At 36.6% G+C, this 16,555-nt stretch carries 17 protein-coding genes, 1 tRNA gene, 3 rRNA genes, 1 other RNA gene and 1 other annotated feature; of the genes, 17 read left to right on the top strand and 5 right to left on the bottom strand.

Translation table 11 applies throughout. From position 1 onward, the window contains the following. Positions 1-107: ribosomal RNA gene (locus AS180_RS18635) — 23S ribosomal RNA — on the top strand; the annotation flags it as partial. A 101-nt stretch (positions 108-208) separates the two neighbouring features. Beyond that, positions 209-324, top strand: a 5S ribosomal RNA gene (gene rrf / locus AS180_RS18630). A 25-nt stretch (positions 325-349) separates the two neighbouring features. On the opposite strand, the gene AS180_RS18625 is transcribed toward rrf, so the two are convergent. Next, positions 350-1,327: a YaaC family protein gene (locus AS180_RS18625; protein WP_062687290.1), complete on the bottom strand. Its 978-nt coding sequence runs from the start codon at positions 1,325-1,327 to the stop codon at positions 350-352. Positions 1,328-1,441: 114 nt separating this feature from the next. Between AS180_RS18625 and guaB the strand changes: the two genes are divergently transcribed. From guaB to AS180_RS18595, 7 genes are all read left to right on the top strand, one after another. Beyond that, positions 1,442-2,908, top strand: a complete 1,467-nt coding sequence (gene guaB, locus AS180_RS18620) for an IMP dehydrogenase (protein ID WP_025908022.1) — start codon at positions 1,442-1,444, stop codon at positions 2,906-2,908. Between the two features lie 118 nt (positions 2,909-3,026). Next, entirely contained in the window at positions 3,027-3,188 is a 162-nt protein-coding gene (locus tag AS180_RS22840) for a hypothetical protein (RefSeq protein ID WP_156413469.1), read from the top strand. Positions 3,189-3,338: 150 nt separating this feature from the next. Beyond that, positions 3,339-4,688: a serine hydrolase gene (locus tag AS180_RS18615; protein ID WP_025908023.1), complete on the top strand. Its 1,350-nt coding sequence runs from the start codon at positions 3,339-3,341 to the stop codon at positions 4,686-4,688. 202 nt (positions 4,689-4,890) lie between these two features. Further along, the gene (gene pdxS / locus AS180_RS18610) at positions 4,891-5,778 is read left to right on the top strand and encodes a pyridoxal 5'-phosphate synthase lyase subunit PdxS (protein WP_025908024.1); all 888 of its coding nucleotides are present in this window, start codon (positions 4,891-4,893) and stop codon (positions 5,776-5,778) included. 21 nt (positions 5,779-5,799) lie between these two features. Then, the gene (pdxT, locus tag AS180_RS18605) at positions 5,800-6,387 is read left to right on the top strand and encodes a pyridoxal 5'-phosphate synthase glutaminase subunit PdxT (protein WP_025908025.1); all 588 of its coding nucleotides are present in this window, start codon (positions 5,800-5,802) and stop codon (positions 6,385-6,387) included. A 61-nt stretch (positions 6,388-6,448) separates the two neighbouring features. Further along, positions 6,449-6,666, top strand: a binding site (T-box leader). 54 nt (positions 6,667-6,720) lie between these two features. Next, on the top strand, positions 6,721-7,998 hold the full coding sequence (gene serS / locus AS180_RS18600; RefSeq protein ID WP_025908026.1) for a serine--tRNA ligase: 1,278 nt from the start codon (positions 6,721-6,723) through the stop codon (positions 7,996-7,998). Positions 7,999-8,095: 97 nt separating this feature from the next. Further along, a tRNA-Ser gene (locus tag AS180_RS18595) sits at positions 8,096-8,188 on the top strand. A gap of 115 nt (positions 8,189-8,303) precedes the next feature. Here the strand turns inward: AS180_RS18595 and AS180_RS18590 are convergent. The 4 genes from AS180_RS18590 to AS180_RS18575 form a co-directional block, all read right to left on the bottom strand. Further along, positions 8,304-8,981 (bottom strand): deoxynucleoside kinase, encoded by a 678-nt coding sequence (locus AS180_RS18590; protein WP_062687289.1) that lies wholly within the window; start codon positions 8,979-8,981, stop codon positions 8,304-8,306. Further along, on the bottom strand, positions 8,978-9,619 hold the full coding sequence (locus tag AS180_RS18585; protein WP_025908028.1) for a deoxynucleoside kinase: 642 nt from the start codon (positions 9,617-9,619) through the stop codon (positions 8,978-8,980). The genes AS180_RS18590 and AS180_RS18585 overlap by 4 nt, the downstream gene beginning before the upstream one ends. 167 nt (positions 9,620-9,786) lie before the next feature. Further along, positions 9,787-11,082: a glycoside hydrolase family 18 protein gene (locus tag AS180_RS18580; protein ID WP_025908029.1), complete on the bottom strand. Its 1,296-nt coding sequence runs from the start codon at positions 11,080-11,082 to the stop codon at positions 9,787-9,789. A gap of 63 nt (positions 11,083-11,145) precedes the next feature. Further along, positions 11,146-11,688: a cysteine hydrolase family protein gene (locus tag AS180_RS18575; RefSeq protein ID WP_025908030.1), complete on the bottom strand. Its 543-nt coding sequence runs from the start codon at positions 11,686-11,688 to the stop codon at positions 11,146-11,148. Positions 11,689-11,765: 77 nt separating this feature from the next. Between AS180_RS18575 and tadA the strand changes: the two genes are divergently transcribed. The 8 genes from tadA to AS180_RS18530 all read left to right on the top strand — a co-directional run. Next, positions 11,766-12,251 (top strand): tRNA adenosine(34) deaminase TadA, encoded by a 486-nt coding sequence (gene tadA / locus AS180_RS18570; RefSeq protein WP_025908031.1) that lies wholly within the window; start codon positions 11,766-11,768, stop codon positions 12,249-12,251. 90 nt (positions 12,252-12,341) lie between these two features. Then, an RNA gene (ffs, locus tag AS180_RS18560) (signal recognition particle sRNA large type) lies at positions 12,342-12,607 on the top strand. Positions 12,608-12,763: 156 nt separating this feature from the next. Next, positions 12,764-14,449, top strand: coding sequence for a DNA polymerase III subunit gamma/tau (gene dnaX / locus AS180_RS18555; RefSeq protein WP_025908032.1), 1,686 nt, complete (start codon positions 12,764-12,766; stop codon positions 14,447-14,449). 23 nt (positions 14,450-14,472) lie between these two features. Beyond that, positions 14,473-14,793 (top strand): YbaB/EbfC family nucleoid-associated protein, encoded by a 321-nt coding sequence (locus AS180_RS18550; protein WP_175384218.1) that lies wholly within the window; start codon positions 14,473-14,475, stop codon positions 14,791-14,793. Positions 14,794-14,809: 16 nt separating this feature from the next. Further along, a complete protein-coding gene (gene recR / locus AS180_RS18545) occupies positions 14,810-15,406 on the top strand; it encodes a recombination mediator RecR (RefSeq protein WP_025908034.1) in 597 nt (198 codons plus the stop codon). A 15-nt stretch (positions 15,407-15,421) separates the two neighbouring features. Beyond that, positions 15,422-15,646 carry a YaaL family protein gene (locus AS180_RS18540; RefSeq protein WP_025908035.1) on the top strand — a complete coding sequence of 75 codons (225 nt, stop codon included), beginning with the start codon at positions 15,422-15,424 and terminating at the stop codon, positions 15,644-15,646. A gap of 96 nt (positions 15,647-15,742) precedes the next feature. Further along, positions 15,743-16,012 (top strand): pro-sigmaK processing inhibitor BofA family protein, encoded by a 270-nt coding sequence (locus AS180_RS18535; RefSeq protein WP_025908036.1) that lies wholly within the window; start codon positions 15,743-15,745, stop codon positions 16,010-16,012. Positions 16,013-16,280: 268 nt separating this feature from the next. Continuing rightward, positions 16,281-16,555: ribosomal RNA gene (locus tag AS180_RS18530) — 16S ribosomal RNA — on the top strand; the annotation flags it as partial.

Raw genomic sequence — 16,555 nt, 5'->3', positions numbered from 1 at the left:
GCGCAAGCTAGTAAGATCCCTGAAAGATGATCAGGTTGATAGGTCAGAGGTGGAAGCACGGCGACGTGTGTAGCTGACTGATACTAATCGATCGAGGACTTAACCAAATTAGAAAAGCGAAGGCGACTAATTAGGAGCCATAGCTAGACAGTAAACTTAGTACTCAGTGAAATGTTATCTAGTTTTGAGAGAATAATCTCAAATCATGTCTGGTGGCGATAGCAGAGAGGTCACACCCGTTCCCATGCCGAACACGGAAGTTAAGTTCTCTAGCGCCGATGGTAGTTGGGACTTTGTCCCTGTGAGAGTAGGACGTTGCCAGGCACATTTAAAAGACTAGCTAAATTAGCTAGTCTTTTTTTATTTGCGATTGCAAATAATTAAATAATAAATAAGGTGCTTTTATACTTGTTAACTGTAAAAAATGCATAATATATGGATAATCCTTTGACGAATAGGTATGTAATAACTCATACCACCATTCTGTTTCATAGCGAGAAATCATACTAAGATTATACAAGATTAGATAATGACTTAGGATCTCAGGAAAGTATACGCATTGTTCACGTGATGTTGTTAGATGCAAATCGCTTGTTTCTAAATTGAAAAGTAGAGGAGAACATTGATAGAGATTTGTATGTAAGTTTGCAAAAGAAATTCTAAGAGTAGGATTTATTTCTTGCATACGCATGTCTATCTTGAAGCGATCTTGTAAATATAAATGTAATCGTGTATTGTCCATATGGTAAGATTCTTTAATTTGGTTAGGGAAAATTAACTCTTTATTATTTAAGTTCCCTACTAATACTTTCTTAGAAGCTCTTGAAGGGCTTAATTCATTAAATAATGAATACATTTCATCAATATGTATTAATAACTCAGTCATTGTATATTTTTGACCTTCTAATTGTTTCATGTGAAACAGTTCTTTTCCAACCTCAGAAAATAACCCATTTTTTTGAATTTTTACCTCATCATCAAGAAAGTCATAACTTTGCTTTTTTCTTTTTCGTGTTGACACTCCATGTGCTAGAACTGCTGTATTTTCTGGATAAACTGGATTTTTAGTTAATAGACATGCTTTTAACAACTGGGATAAACCATAAAAAAGTAATACTGGTTGCATGGAAGTATGAGATTTTAGTGCAGTTTGATAATAATTTTTGCTATGTTCCAGATAATAAATAAATGGATAACAATTTTTAAAACTACGCTGTTCAGCATCAACAATGCTTGAAGAATTGTACTGATTATATAAATACTTTTGTGAAAAAGGGGCTGAGAAAAATAAATGATAAGGTTTCCAAACATCATAAGTGAAACTCAAAAAATCACCTCTTTTATTATTAGAATTATCTGATATATAGTATGGTTATTGACAGCTACATAAGCAATTGTTAATCTACTAATAATATTCTGTCGCTTTGAGGAGGATTCTATAATGTGGGAAAGTAAATTTTCAAAAGAAGGTTTAACATTTGATGATGTTTTGTTAGTGCCAGCTAAATCTGAAGTGTTGCCAAAAGATGTTGATATGAGTGTAGAACTAACAAAAACGCTAAAGCTAAATGTACCATTCATTAGTGCAGGTATGGATACAGTAACTGAAGCAGAGATGGCAATTGCTATGGCTCGTCAAGGTGGTTTAGGGATCATTCATAAGAATATGTCTATTGAACAACAAGCCGAGCAAGTTGATAAAGTAAAGCGTTCTGAAAGTGGTGTTATTACCGATCCATTTTTCTTAACACCAGAAAATCAAGTATTTGCTGCAGAACATTTGATGGGAAAATATCGTATCTCTGGCGTACCAATTGTAAATAACGAAGAAGAGCAAAAGTTAGTTGGTATTCTGACAAATCGTGATTTGCGTTTTATTCAAGATTACTCAATGCTTATCTCTGATGTAATGACAAAAGAAGAGTTAGTTACAGCTCCAGTAGGAACAACGCTCGACGAAGCTGAAAAGATTTTACAGCAATACAAAATTGAAAAATTACCACTTGTAGATGACAAAGGTGTATTAAAAGGTTTAATTACAATCAAGGACATTGAAAAAGTAATTGAATTTCCAAATGCTGCGAAGGATAAGCAGGGACGTTTATTAGTAGGGGCAGCAGTTGGTGTAACGGCTGATTCAATGGTTCGAATTGAGAAGTTAGTAAAAGCTGGTGTGGACGTTATTGTAATTGATACGGCACATGGTCATTCATTAGGCGTTTTAAATACCGTACGTTCAATTCGTGAAACGTATCCGGAATTAAATATTATTGCAGGAAACGTTGCAACTGCTGAAGGAACAAGAGCGTTAATTGAAGCAGGTGTAGACGTAGTGAAAGTTGGAATAGGACCTGGTTCAATTTGTACAACTCGTGTTGTAGCTGGAGTAGGTGTTCCACAAATTACGGCTGTATATGATTGCGCCACTGAAGCAAGAAAACACGGTGTACCAGTAATTGCAGACGGAGGAATTAAGTACTCTGGAGATATCGTAAAAGCACTAGCTGCTGGTGGACACACTGTTATGCTAGGGAGCTTATTAGCTGGTACAACTGAAAGCCCTGGTGAAACAGAAATCTTCCAAGGAAGACGCTTTAAAGTATACCGTGGTATGGGCTCAGTTGGAGCAATGGAAAAAGGAAGTAAAGATCGTTATTTCCAAGAAGATAATAAAAAGTTTGTTCCAGAAGGCATTGAAGGGCGCTTACCTTATAAGGGGCCTGTTGCTGACACTTTATATCAGCTAATTGGGGGATTAAGAGCTGGAATGGGATATTGCGGCTCAGCTAACCTACAAGCATTGCGTGAAGAGGCACAGTTTATCCGTATGACAGGAGCTGGCCTAAGAGAAAGTCACCCACATGACGTTCAAATTACAAAAGAATCTCCAAACTATTCACTTAGCTAAGTAAAAAGAGGCTGGGACATAAGTAATTCAGCCAATGATAAACTTGAACGATTGAGAGTTTCTCACTTTTAATCGTTCAGGTTTTTTGGTTGATTGTGAAAACAATGTTGGAAACAGGGTGGAATGGAGCGTTGGACACTCGACTCCTGCGGGAAAGAGAGGGAAAACGGAGATCCCGCAGCGCAGCGAGGAAGCTCAGGTTCCTCCCCGCGGAAAGCGAGTGGCCGTAGCGCAATGGAACGAACGTGTTCAGACAAACCAAAAAGATTGGAACAGCTAGTGTTCGTCTCTTAGAAGCAATAATCATTTTGTTATGTCCCAAACTCTTTTTATGCTAAAGATTGTTTTAACGGTACTTCTTTATCTATTTTTTTTAATTTTTGTGTGATAAAATAACCTCTATGTGATTTATGTCTGGAGGGTATTGGTAGTGAAGAAAAAATTGATAAAACAGCTTTTTGCATTAGTTGCTGTTTTCTTAATGGCTAGTTCTTTAATCACTCCAAATGCGTCTGCAGCTTCACAATTTCCAAATGTTGAAGCAGATGCCGCTATTTTGATTGAAGCAGATACAGGCCAAATTTTGTATGAAAAGAATTCAGGTGCTGTACTAGGTATTGCTAGTATGACAAAAATGATGACTGAGTATTTAATTTTAGAAGCTATTCACGAAAAAAAGCTTTCTTGGGATGATCGAGTAGGAGTTAGCAAATATGCTGCAGATATCTCACAAGATTACTCATTGTCAAATGTTCCATTATTAACAACAGAGAAATATACGATTAAAGAATTGTATGAAGCAATGGCTATTTACTCAGCAAATGGAGCGAGTATTGCACTAGCTGAGGCTTTAGCAGGATCTGAAGCCGAGTTTATTAAATTGATGAATAAAAAGGCAGAAGAGTTAAATTTAGGTGAAGCTAAATTTGTTAACTCAACAGGTCTTTCTAACTCATTGTTAAAAGGTCAACATCCAAAAGGTACAAAAGCTGATGATGAAAATTTACTATCAGCTCGCGCAGTATCAGCATTAGCTTTTCATATTCTTCATGATTATCCAGAAGTATTAGAAACGGCTAAGACACCTGAAAAGATCTTCCGACCAGGTCAACAAGGCGAAACGACGATGGATAACTGGAATAAAATGCTTCCATCTTTCCCTACATACGGATATGAAGGTTTAGATGGCTTGAAAACAGGACATACAGACTTTGCAGGCTATTGCTTTACAGGAACAGCTGAACGAGATGGTGTTCGTTATATTGCAGTAGTCATGAATGCCAAAAATAATGGTAAGTCTTTTGAAGGAGCGCGCTTTACAGAAACAAAAAAACTTTTAGATTATGCATTTGATAATTATGAGCTAAAACAAGTAGCTCCAGAAGGCAAGGCTGTTAAAAAGCATGAGTCCCTTCCAGTCGTAAAAGGGAAAAATAAAGAGCTAAAAGTTGTAACAAAAGAACCAGTGAATGTTCTTACAAAAAAAGGTGAAGAAAGTAAAATCTCTCTTCAATTTGATTTTAATCCTAAAGTTGTAGATGAGAAAGATCGAATCGTTGCACCAATTAAAGAGGGTCAGGTTGTAGGTTACGTTAGTGCCAAGAATAAGAATCTTGATGATTTAGGTTATGCAGTAAATAACGGAACAAATAAAGTGCCTGTCGTTGCAGATACTACGATTGAAAAGGCTAACTGGTTTGTTTTAGCAATACGAAGTATAGGTGATTTCTTTGTAGGTGTATGGTCTGATGCAGCCGCTAATATTAAGAATTGGTTTTAATTCATAAACCATTTATAAAAGGAGATACTAAAGCAAGATTTTTGTTGCATTTAGTATCTTCTTTTTTTAGACAAGTTTTTCAAACTACACAATTTTAATAGGATTTTTTCAGAAAATAAGGTAAAATAGACAATAAGTTTTGAATTTTGTATACATAATTTATTGATTATGTGTAATACAACTATACTGGGGGAAGACAAACATGAGTAACATTACAGGTACTGACAGAGTAAAACGCGGAATGGCGGAAATGCAAAAAGGCGGCGTTATTATGGACGTTGTTAATGCTGAACAAGCAAAGATTGCAGAAGCAGCAGGAGCAGTTGCAGTTATGGCATTAGAACGTGTACCAGCAGACATTCGTGCTGCAGGTGGCGTATCTCGCATGGCAGATCCGACAATTGTCGAAGAAGTTATGAATGCTGTTTCAATTCCGGTAATGGCTAAAGCACGTATCGGTCACATTGTAGAAGCGCGTGTTTTAGAAGCAATGGGCGTAGACTATATTGATGAAAGTGAAGTATTAACACCAGCAGATGAAGAATTTCATTTGAATAAAAATACGTTTACAGTACCATTTGTTTGTGGTTGCCGCGATTTAGGCGAAGCTGCACGTCGTATTGCAGAAGGCGCTGCTATGCTTCGTACAAAAGGTGAACCAGGTACAGGGAACATTGTAGAAGCTGTACGTCATATGCGTCAAGTGAACGCACAAGTACGTAAAGTAGTGGGTATGGACGAAGCTGAGTTAATGACGGAAGCAAAGCTACTAGGTGCACCTTATGAGCTATTATTACAAATCAAGCGTGAAGGTCGCCTTCCAGTGGTTAACTTTGCTGCAGGTGGCGTTGCAACACCAGCAGATGCGGCATTAATGATGCAATTAGGAGCAGATGGAGTGTTTGTAGGTTCTGGTATCTTTAAGTCTGATAATCCAGAAAAATTTGCTCGTTCAATCGTAGAAGCAACAACGCATTATGAAGATTATGAGTTAATTGCAAAGCTTTCTAAAGGATTAGGAAATGCAATGAAAGGTATTGAAATCTCAACATTATTACCAGAAAATCGCATGCAAGAGCGTGGCTGGTAACAGTAAGGGAGTTTTAACAGCATGGTGAAGGTTGGAGTTTTAGGACTACAAGGTGCATTTAGAGAGCATGCGCATTCAGTGGAAGCAACAGGGGCTGAAGCGATTATTATTAAAAAAGTAGAACAGCTAGAAGAAGTGGACGGGCTCATTTTACCAGGTGGAGAAAGTACGGCAATGAGACGTCTGATTGATAAATATGACTTTATGGATTCACTGCGCCAATTTGCTAAAAGTGGCAAACCAATCTTTGGGACTTGTGCTGGTCTAATCTTACTAGCAGGCGAAATTGTAGACTATGATGAGCCTCATTTAGGTGTTATGAATATTAAGGTGGCTCGAAATTCTTTTGGTCGCCAACGTGAGAGCTTTGAGGCGAAATTAAATATAAAAGAAGTTGCAGATGATTTTATTGGAGTATTTATTCGTGCGCCTCATATTGTAGAAGTCGGTGAGAACGTGGAAGTCCTATCTATTCATGATGATCGTATCGTAGCTGCAAAACAGGGACAATTTTTAGGGTGTTCGTTTCATCCAGAATTAACGGATGACCATCGTATGACAGAGTATTTTATCGACATGGTGAAAGAGTCTCTGAAAAAACCTGTATAAACCAATTGCAACTTGTATAGACTTGTAGTACATTATGATTATTAATTACAATGTTGAAAAGTATAAAGCGTTGATAGGAAATAGTAGTAAAGAAGTTAAACTTTAGAGAGTCGATGGTTGGTGAAAATCGATGTTTAGCCTTTACGAATCCATCCTGGAGCAAGCTATTGAAATAGTAAGTAGATAGCTTCGGTTCATTCCGTTATCTGACTGAAGAGGAAGGTTTATTTATGAGCCTTCAACTAGGGTGGCAACGCGGGCTAAACTCTCGTCCCTTTTATAGGGATGGGAGTTTTTATTTTGCCCATTTTATACAAATAAGGAGGTAAATAGATGTTAGACGTAAAGGTTTTACGAGCTAATCTTGAAGAAGTAAAAGAAAAATTAAAGTTCCGCGGAGAAGATTTATCAGATCTTGGGCGCTTTGAAGAGTTAGATGTAGAGCGCAGACAGCTATTAGTTCAAACTGAGGAATTAAAGAGTAAGCGTAATGAAGTGTCTCAACAAATTGCTCAATTAAAACGTGAAAAGCAAGATGCAGATAGTATGATTTTAGAAATGCGTCAAGTAGGAGACAAAATTAAAGAGTTAGATGAGCGTCTTCGTACTGTAGAAACAGAATTAGAACAACTATTACTTTCAATCCCTAATATTCCACATGAGAGTGTTCCAGTTGGTGAAACGGAAGATGAAAATGTAGAAATTAGAAAATGGGGAGAGGTTCGTCAATTTAATTTTGAGCCGAAGCCACACTGGGATCTAGGAACAGATTTAAATATTTTAGACTTTGAACGTGCAGCAAAGGTAACGGGAAGCCGTTTCGTGTTTTATAAAGGCCTAGGAGCTCGTTTGGAACGTGCCTTAATCAACTTTATGATGGACTTACACATGGATGAGCATGGATATGAAGAAATTCTTCCTCCATATATGGTTAATCGTACAAGCATGACAGGAACAGGGCAGCTTCCTAAGTTTGAAGAAGATGCTTTTAAAATTAAAGAGGAAGACTATTTCTTAATCCCAACGGCTGAAGTTCCCGTAACTAATCTACACCGTGATGAAATCATTAATGGAGACCAATTACCATTAGCTTATACAGCATACAGCGCATGTTTTAGATCAGAAGCAGGTTCAGCTGGTAGAGATACACGTGGACTAATTCGTCAGCATCAATTTAACAAAGTAGAGCTAGTTCGTTTTGTAAAACCAGAAGATTCTTACGCTGAGCTTGAAAATCTGACAGGACATGCTGAAAAAGTATTACAGTTGTTAGAACTGCCATACCGTGTTTTAAGCATGTGTACTGGAGACTTAGGATTTACAGCAGCTAAAAAGTACGATATTGAAGTGTGGATTCCAAGCTATGAGTCATATCGTGAAATTTCTTCTTGTTCAAACTTTGAAAGTTTCCAAGCGCGAAGAGCTAATATTCGCTTCCGCCGCGAGGCAAAAGGGAAACCAGAATACGTACACACATTAAATGGATCTGGATTAGCGATTGGGCGTACAGTGGCTGCAATTTTAGAGAACTATCAACAGGAAGATGGTTCAGTTGTTATTCCAAAAGTATTACGTCCTTACATGGGGAACAAAGAGGTTATTAACGGTTAAATTGAAATGATTCACAACTTTTTTGTTGTGAATCATTTTTTTTAGAAAACAGCTTGACTCTTGTTTGTATATGTGATAAATTTATAAATGTCGAAACGGAGGAATACCCAAGTCCGGCTGAAGGGATCGGTCTTGAAAACCGACAGGGGTGTTACAGCCCGCGGGGGTTCGAATCCCTCTTCCTCCGCCATATTTGACTTTAAATGTTATTTAAACATTGCGCGATAAATTGGAGATTGTAAAACGTCACTTTTAGAAGTGGCGTTTTTTCATTCCCATTTTTCACGAAGAAAAATGGGAATGAATTATGAATGTCTTCTTTTTAATTTTTCGTTGTGATGTAAAAACTTAGAGATTTTTTCAACAATCGGTTCAACGGATGTCGGGTCTCTTAAGATATCGTAATCATTAATATCTAATCGTAAAATAGGACAAGCTGTAAAGTTATTAATCCAATCCTCATAGCGTTTGTGCATTTCTCTCCAATAATCTAAGGGCGTTTGTTGTTCCATAGGTCTTCCACGTTCTTGGATACGATCAACGATATCTTCAAAACTACCTTCCAAATAAATTAATAAATCAGGGTGTGGGAAGTAGGGAGTCATAACCATTGCATCAAACAAGCTTGTATACGTTTCGTAATCCACCTTGGACATTGTTCCTTTTTCGAAATGCATTTTAGCGAAAATACCAGTATCTTCGTAAATTGAACGGTCTTGTATAAAGCCTCCACTGTATTCAAAAATTCTTTTCTGTTCTTTAAATCTCTCCGCTAGGAAGTAAACCTGAAGATGAAAGCTCCATCTTTCAAAGTCAGCGTAGAATTTATCTAAATATGGATTTGTATCAACTTTCTCGTAAGAAGTGCGAAAGTTCAACGCATCTGCAAGAGCTTGTGTCATTGTAGATTTCCCAACGCCTACTGTTCCAGCAATAGTCAATACAGCATCATTTGGAATGTTGTATTTTGTTCGTAAATTCATATTGTAGAACTCCTTTTTAATAAGCTGCTTTTAACATCTGAGATGATATGCTCTAAATGCTCTTTATTTTTGACAAAGTCTAGTTCATCTCCACTATAGCGTAAAACAGTTACCTGTGGGTTATTTTCTTTGAAGGTTTTAATTGCTTCCTCATAATCGGAGCTTAGCTGAGCTAGATAAGAAGGGTCAATGTTTTTTTCAATTTCCCTTCCACGCATTTTAATACGCTTCAATAGTGTAGGTAAAGTAGCATTTAAGTAAATAACAATGTTGGGCTTTGGCATATCATGTGTCAGTATATCGTAGATTTGTACATATTTTATGTACTGACTATCCTTTAAAGTTTGCTGAGCAAAAATCATGTTTTTCATAATATGATAGTCAGCAACGACAGGCTGATGTTGATGTAGAAAATGCTTTTGAATATCCTCCAACTGTTTATAACGGTTGCATAGAAAAAACATTTCAGTTTGAAAGCTCCACTCTTCAATATCCTCATAGAATTTCCCAAGGAATGGATTTTCATCAACAATTTCTTTCAAAAGTTGAAATTGAAATGCCTCTGCAATAGCCTTAGCTAGGGAGGTTTTCCCAACACCTATAGGGCCCTCAACAGTAATAAAAGGTATTTCCCCCATGGACTCTTCCTCCTTTATCTATACATGTTCTCGAAAATTGACAAAAAACATTGTATCACAATAAGAGGGGAGAATGGATAAAAACAAAAAGAAAAACCAGTTGTAAAAAACGGAAGGAAACATAAAAAGAGGATAATCCTATGCTGTAGTAATTATCCTCTTTAAAATTATTCAGGTATTCTTTTAATTACTTTAAAGTTATCATCAAGGAGTAGCCAGTTTTGAGGGAAAGGTAATCCCAACTTCCAATAAGCCATGCCTCTTAAGTTTAATTCTTTTAACAAATCGAATTTTGCTTGGATTGACCGGGCATCTTCAAACCATACCTCATGCGTTTTTTGAGCTGAATCAGAGTATCGGAAAAAGGGAGCCTGAGCTTTTTTATCATACTGTATGCTTGCGTTGTACTGATACGCAATTTCAATCGCTCTTTGAGCACTAATTGCTTTTGCATACTCACCACCTGGTTTGAACGGAAGCGTCCAATCATATCCGTATAGATTTTGTCCCATGATAATTTTTTTGCTAGGTATTTCTGAAATAGCATATTCTAGCACATCTCTGACAGGGCCAATCGGAGAAACAGCCATTGGAGGACCTCCACTGTATCCCCATTCGTATGTCATAGGGACAACAAAATTTGCTATCTCCCCAATTCTTTTGTAATCATGTGCTTCATACCACTTTCCTTTTTGATCACTACTTGTTTTAGGTGCTAATGCTACAGATATTAACAAGTCTTCAGCTTGAAGCCGTTTCTTTGCTTTTTCTAAAAATGTAATATAAGCATTTTTGTCTTCCGGACGTAAGAATTCAAAGTCAAAATGAATATCTTTAAAGTTTTTCTCTGTAGCAATACGAATAATATTATTAAGCAATTTATCTTGAACATCCGCATTGTTTAAGATTGCTTCTCCTACCTCTGCACTAAACCCGCCGTCTTCGATATTGGCAAGAACCATTAAAAAAATTGCATCGTTTTCTTGTGCAATAGTTCCAAAGTTTTTTAATGGAGGTTCTTTGATAGAGCCATCGCGCTGTACTTCGAAGTTAGCCGGTCCCAAATATGTGAGGTATTTAGCATTCTTCTTAATCAATTTTTCCGTTTCGCTACTAATGGTACGGTTACTTGTTTCAACATATCCTAAAAATTCAGCTTCTGTCTTTGGAGAAGCTGGAATGAGCAACTGTGTTCCAAGTGTTAGAGGAGAAGTGATGGAAAGGTTGTTAGCTTTTGCGATTGATTGATAACTAACTCCTAGGGTTCGCCCTATCTTCCATAATGTATCGCCTTTTCTAACGGTATAGTAACTTTCGTTAATAGGTACAACCAATGCCTGGCCCACCACTAATCGATTGGAATCAGGTAATTCATTTGCTAAGATAATTTTTGAAGCTTCAATTTGAAACCGTTGAGCAATACTATAAATGCTATCTCCAGACTTTACAGTGTAAATATCCATAGTAATAAACGCCCCCAAAAAAGAATGTTTATTAAGTCTATGAACAAAAGAGTAAGCAAATGCTTATGTAATTAAATCACTATGTTCACAAATGTTCGCTTTAAGTACATTTTGCATCATTTCGATAGCGAACTTGTTATCTTCATCAGAATTTGATGCAATACAATCTTTAGGGATAATCAGGTTGTACTCTCTCATATAAGCATCATTTGCTGAAAAGAGCACACATATATTTCCCGCTAACCCTGTTAAAATTAATGTTTTAACGTTTAGTTGCTGTAGTAAAATGGTTAAAGCTGTTCCATAAAAAATAGAATGCTTTGGTTTAATTAAAAAGTAATCCGTAGTATGGGGTTGTATATACTGGAGTATGGGGGAGCTTATTGGATTTGTGCAGTATTCAAGGATTTTATTTAAATTAGCTTGCCATAATTTATAGTGATCATTTATATAGATAACAGGAATTTTTTTACTTGAACACTCTGCTTTTAATGAAGAGATATTACGCGCGAGAATTTTAGCTTTTTCAGCTAGGATTTTCCCATTTTTAAATTGAAAATCATTAATCATATCAATAATAACTAATGCAATTTTAGAATGATTCATATACAATCTCCTTATCGTTTTTTAACCTAATAAGTAGTGTTGCTCATAACAAATATAATATGTAAGGAGTTTGGAACATGCTTGAAGACGAGAAATATATGCGTTTAGCTATAGATGAAGCAAAGAAAGCTTGTGGAATTATGGAAGTTCCTATTGGAGCTGTTATCGTAGATAAAGATGGACATGTTATTGCAAAAGGCCATAATTTAAGAGAAAGTACACAAAGATCCATAGCTCACGCAGAGCTGTTAGCTATAGATGAGGCATGTCAAAAGTTAAATACGTGGCGATTAGAAGATACGACTTTATATGTTACTTTAGAACCTTGTCCGATGTGTGCGGGGGCTATTATGTTATCACGTGTAAAAAGAGTGGTGTTTGGAGCGTTTGATCCTAAAGGAGGGTGTGCAGGAACCCTGATGAACTTATTAGAGTATGAAAAGTTTAATCACCAATCAGAAGTTCAAGGTGGAGTTCTCGAAGATGAGTGTGCAGAAATGTTAAGTACATTCTTTAAAGAATTGCGAAATCGAAAAAAAAGAGCAAAGAAAAATTTACAATAAATTACATTCTGTAAAGGTTGCATTTTGTCCTAAAAAGAATTATACTTGTATAAGCATCAACATGGTGCTCAAATAAAGGTTTCAACTTTGCCGTGCTAAGCGGGGAGGTAGCGGTGCCCTGTACTCGCAATCCGCTCTAGCGAGGCCGAACTCCTTTCCTGAGGTTAGTTCTCCTTGAGGTCTGCCTTAAGTAAGTGGTGTTGACGTTTGGGTCCTATGCAATGGGAATCTGTGAACCCTGTCAGGTCCGGAAGGAAGCAGCAGTAAGCAGAACCTCTCATGTGCCATAGGGTCGCCTGAACCGAGCTAACTGCTTAAGTAACGCTTGGGGAGGCTAATCGAAGGAAGGTGCACGGCAGTTATATACATATAAAAGTAACCTACTCTAACGATGGAGTAGGTTTTTTTATTTAGCATATATTTCACTATATAAGATAAACGATGTTTTGGAAAAATAGTTATAGTACGTTATAATAATATCAAATTTATATAACAAAAAAGGAGAAGATGCAGTGGCGTATCAGGCTTTATATCGTGTGTACCGCCCTCAAAGCTTTCAAGATGTTGTTGGTCAGCGGCATATTATTAAGACTTTACAGAACGCGCTCGTTCTTGAGAAATTTTCGCATGCATACTTATTTTCAGGGCCAAGGGGTACAGGGAAAACGACTGCAGCAAAAATTTTAGCTAAAGCGGTTAACTGTGAACATGCACCCGTATCCGAACCTTGTAATGAGTGTGCTACATGTAGAGGAATTACAGACGGTTCCATATCAGATGTTATTGAAATCGATGCGGCTTCAAATAACGGAGTAGATGAAATTCGAGATATTAGAGATAAAGTCAAATATGCACCAAGTGCCGTTCGTTACAAAGTTTATATTATAGATGAAGTTCATATGCTCTCAATAGGTGCGTTTAATGCATTGCTAAAAACATTAGAAGAACCACCTCCTCACGTAATATTTATTTTGGCAACAACAGAACCGCATAAAATTCCACTTACTATCATTTCAAGATGTCAAAGTTTTGATTTTAAACGAATCTCACCTGACGATATTGTTTATCGAATGAAAGAAGTTTTGATATCTGAGGATGTAAACGTAGCGGATGAAGCTTTATATGAGGTTGCTAAGGCATCTGAAGGTGGTATGAGGGATGCATTAAGCTTGTTAGATCAGGCTATCTCATATAGCGAAAATGAAGTTACTTTAGATGATGTGTTATCTATTACAGGTGCTGTTTCTCATACATTTATGCTGCAAATTGTTCGTTCAATTGCGGAGAAGAATCTTGTATCAGCGCTACATGCAGTTGAGCAACTCATTCAAAACGGTAAAGATCCAGTTCGTTTCTTAGAAGATTTAATCTTTTATTATAGAGATGTTTTACTTTATCAATCGTCGTCTGAAATGGAACATTTGATGGAAAAAGCAGTAGTGAGTGAGGAGTTTAAAGAGTTAGCTTCACAGCTGCCAGCAGAGGGTATCTATTCAATTATTAACCAACTTAATCAAACGCAACAAGAGATGAAGTGGACGAATCATCCAAGAGTGTTACTAGAGGTAGCACTAGTGAAACTTGCTCAATCTTCTAGTAAGAAAAAAACAGTAGCGAGCGAAGAGGATGATTTACTTCAAAAAGTTAAAATGCTTGAAGCTCAAGTTAATCATCTAAAGGAAAACGGTGTTCAAGTACAGCAAAGTCAACAAGAAACAAGTGATCAAAAAGTAAAAAGACAAGTGCGTAGTCAGTATAAAGTTCCAATAGGAAAAGTGCATGAGGTCCTAAAACAAGCATCTCGTCAAGAACTAGAGGAAGTTAAGCGTCTATGGGCAGAAGTTTTAGAAACGCTACGTCAGCAAAATAAAGCATCACATGCTGCTCTGTTGTCTAATAGTGAACCTGTGGCTTCATCTTCGAAGTCCTTTATCTTAAAATTCAAGTATGAAATCCATTGCAAAATGGCTGCTGAAAATAACAACAATGTACGTGATAATTTAGAAAATATCCTATATACTTTAAGTGGGAGCAAACGTGAAATGGTTGCAATCCCTGATAATGAATGGGATAAAGTAAGAGGAGATTTTCTTCAAGAGCAGCAAGGAAATAATGGGTCTCAAAAAGAAGAAGAAGACCCTTTAATCTCCGAAGCTAAAAAGCTTTTCGGAGAAGAACTTATTGAAATACACGAATAGAACTAGGAGGAATTATAATTATGATGCGTGGCGGAATGGGTAACATGCAAAAAATGATGAAACAAATGCAAAAAATGCAGAAAGATATGCAAAAGGCGCAAGAAGAGCTAGCTGAGAAAACAATAGAAGGAACAGCCGGAGGTGGAATGGTTAAAGTAGTTGTAAATGGTCAAAAAGAAATCATTGATGTAAAAATCAAAGAAGAAGTAGTAGATCCAGAAGATATCGAAATGCTTCAAGATCTAGTTTTAGCAGCAACGAATGACGCGTTAAAACAAATGGATGAGTTAACAAATAACACAATGGGACAATTCACTAAAGGTTTAAATATCCCAGGACTTTAATTAAGGTGGTTGCTACGTGCATTATCCAGAACCAATTTCAAAACTAATAGATAGTTTCATGAAACTCCCGGGTATTGGACCAAAAACGGCTGTTAGGCTTGCTTTCTTTGTTTTAAATATGAAGGAAGACACAGTGCTTGATTTTGCTAAAGCACTTGTTAATGCAAAGCGTAACTTAACGTATTGTTCAACCTGTGGTCACATTACAGACCAAGACCCATGTTACATCTGTCAGGATCAAAGGAGAGACCGTACTGTTGTGTGTGTCGTTCAAGATCCTAAAGATGTTATTGCTATGGAGAAAATGAAGGAATATACGGGTCTGTATCACGTCCTTCACGGTGCAATTTCTCCAATGGAAGGTATTGGTCCAGAAGATATTAAAGTTCCTGAATTGTTGAAGAGGCTTCAAAATGATGAAATCCAAGAAGTAATTTTAGCAACAAATCCTAATATTGAAGGTGAAGCAACGGCAATGTACATTTCTAGGCTGTTAAAACCCACTGGTATAAGAATTACTAGAATTGCACATGGTTTACCAGTAGGCGGAGATTTAGAGTATGCTGATGAGGTAACTTTATCTAAAGCTTTAGAAGGTCGTAGAGACGTATAGGTAAGGAGCTATGCCATGTTTTTTAAACGAAAAGGTTGGTTAAGAAAAGAATATGATGAATCTTTTCTTAAAACGTTCAATGAATTAAAAGATAAGTGGAATAAAAAAGAGGTTATTGTTGAAAGAAGTGTAGATCCTTCAGATGCAGTTTTAGTAGACATGAAATTAGCAAAAGTTAAATATCTCTTTTTATTAAAAGAAGCAAAACATAGAAATATATCTATTCGAAAGATGTCTTAATTTAAGGCATCTTTTTTGTTTAATAAAAATGGATTGTTTTTAAAAGTAGGACATACATATAAGTAATATTATTTTATTTATAAAGAAGGGATAAATATGTTAACTCAACCTCTTATTGTTATTCCTGTTTTAGTAGGCTTAATCGTACTTCTACTTATAAAAGGTGGTGTAGAAAATATGTTCCGTATAATGGGAAACTTAACTATCAAGTTAATAATAGGGGTCCTGTTACTCTTTTTTATTAATATCTTTGGTGCGCAGTTTGATATTCATATTCCGATAAATGCACCAACAGCAATAATATCTGGTGTACTAGGAGTTCCTGGGATTATAGGGCTGTTTATAATTAATCAGTTCGTATTATAATAAATAACAATCTCAAAATGAAAGAATTGTTAAGGAAAACAATTCTTTCATTTTTTTATCGATAAAAGTGTTGCTTTATTGAATTTAGCATGTTATATTAATATACGTCGCTAAGAGGTAATGAGTTTTATTGAAAAGTGTTGACAAGCACTTCTCCTGGTGATAAGATAAGAAAGTCGCCTTGAGGCGATAAGAGTTCTTTGAAAACTGAACAAAGCGACAAACGTCAACGTTAATTTTTTAAACTTTTATGAGCAAGTCAAACATTTCTTCGGAGAGTTTGATCCTGGCTCAGGATGAACGCTGGCGGCGTGCCTAATACATGCAAGTCGAGCGAACTGATTAGAAGCTTGCTTCTATGACGTTAGCGGCGGACGGGTGAGTAACACGTGGGCAACCTGCCTGTAAGACTGGGATAACTCCGGGAAACCGGAGCTAATACCGGATAACATTTTCTCTTGCATAAGAGAAAATTGAAAGATGGTTTCGGCTATCACTTACAGATGGGCCCGCGGTGCATTAGCTAGTTGGTGAGGTAACGGC

It is taken from the genome of Priestia veravalensis, from assembly GCF_001457055.1.
Taxonomy (GTDB): domain Bacteria; phylum Bacillota; class Bacilli; order Bacillales; family Bacillaceae_H; genus Priestia; species Priestia flexa.
This window is presented reverse-complemented; position numbering and strand designations above follow the sequence as displayed.

Excerpts from the sequence above, each read along its gene's own strand:
- pdxS (WP_025908024.1), top strand. The coding sequence starts at position 4,891 with ATGAGTAACATTACAGGTACTGACAGAGTAAAACGCGGAATGGCGGAA.
- AS180_RS18550 (WP_175384218.1), top strand. The coding sequence starts at position 14,473 with ATGCGTGGCGGAATGGGTAACATGCAAAAAATGATGAAACAAATGCAA.
- pdxT (WP_025908025.1), top strand. The coding sequence starts at position 5,800 with ATGGTGAAGGTTGGAGTTTTAGGACTACAAGGTGCATTTAGAGAGCAT.
- AS180_RS18585 (WP_025908028.1), bottom strand. The coding sequence starts at position 9,619 with ATGGGGGAAATACCTTTTATTACTGTTGAGGGCCCTATAGGTGTTGGG.
- serS (WP_025908026.1), top strand. The coding sequence starts at position 6,721 with ATGTTAGACGTAAAGGTTTTACGAGCTAATCTTGAAGAAGTAAAAGAA.
- AS180_RS18580 (WP_025908029.1), bottom strand. The coding sequence starts at position 11,082 with ATGGATATTTACACTGTAAAGTCTGGAGATAGCATTTATAGTATTGCT.
- tadA (WP_025908031.1), top strand. The coding sequence starts at position 11,766 with ATGCTTGAAGACGAGAAATATATGCGTTTAGCTATAGATGAAGCAAAG.
- AS180_RS18590 (WP_062687289.1), bottom strand. The coding sequence starts at position 8,981 with ATGAATTTACGAACAAAATACAACATTCCAAATGATGCTGTATTGACT.
- AS180_RS18575 (WP_025908030.1), bottom strand. The coding sequence starts at position 11,688 with ATGAATCATTCTAAAATTGCATTAGTTATTATTGATATGATTAATGAT.
- AS180_RS18535 (WP_025908036.1), top strand. The coding sequence starts at position 15,743 with ATGTTAACTCAACCTCTTATTGTTATTCCTGTTTTAGTAGGCTTAATC.
- guaB (WP_025908022.1), top strand. The coding sequence starts at position 1,442 with ATGTGGGAAAGTAAATTTTCAAAAGAAGGTTTAACATTTGATGATGTT.
- AS180_RS18540 (WP_025908035.1), top strand. The coding sequence starts at position 15,422 with ATGTTTTTTAAACGAAAAGGTTGGTTAAGAAAAGAATATGATGAATCT.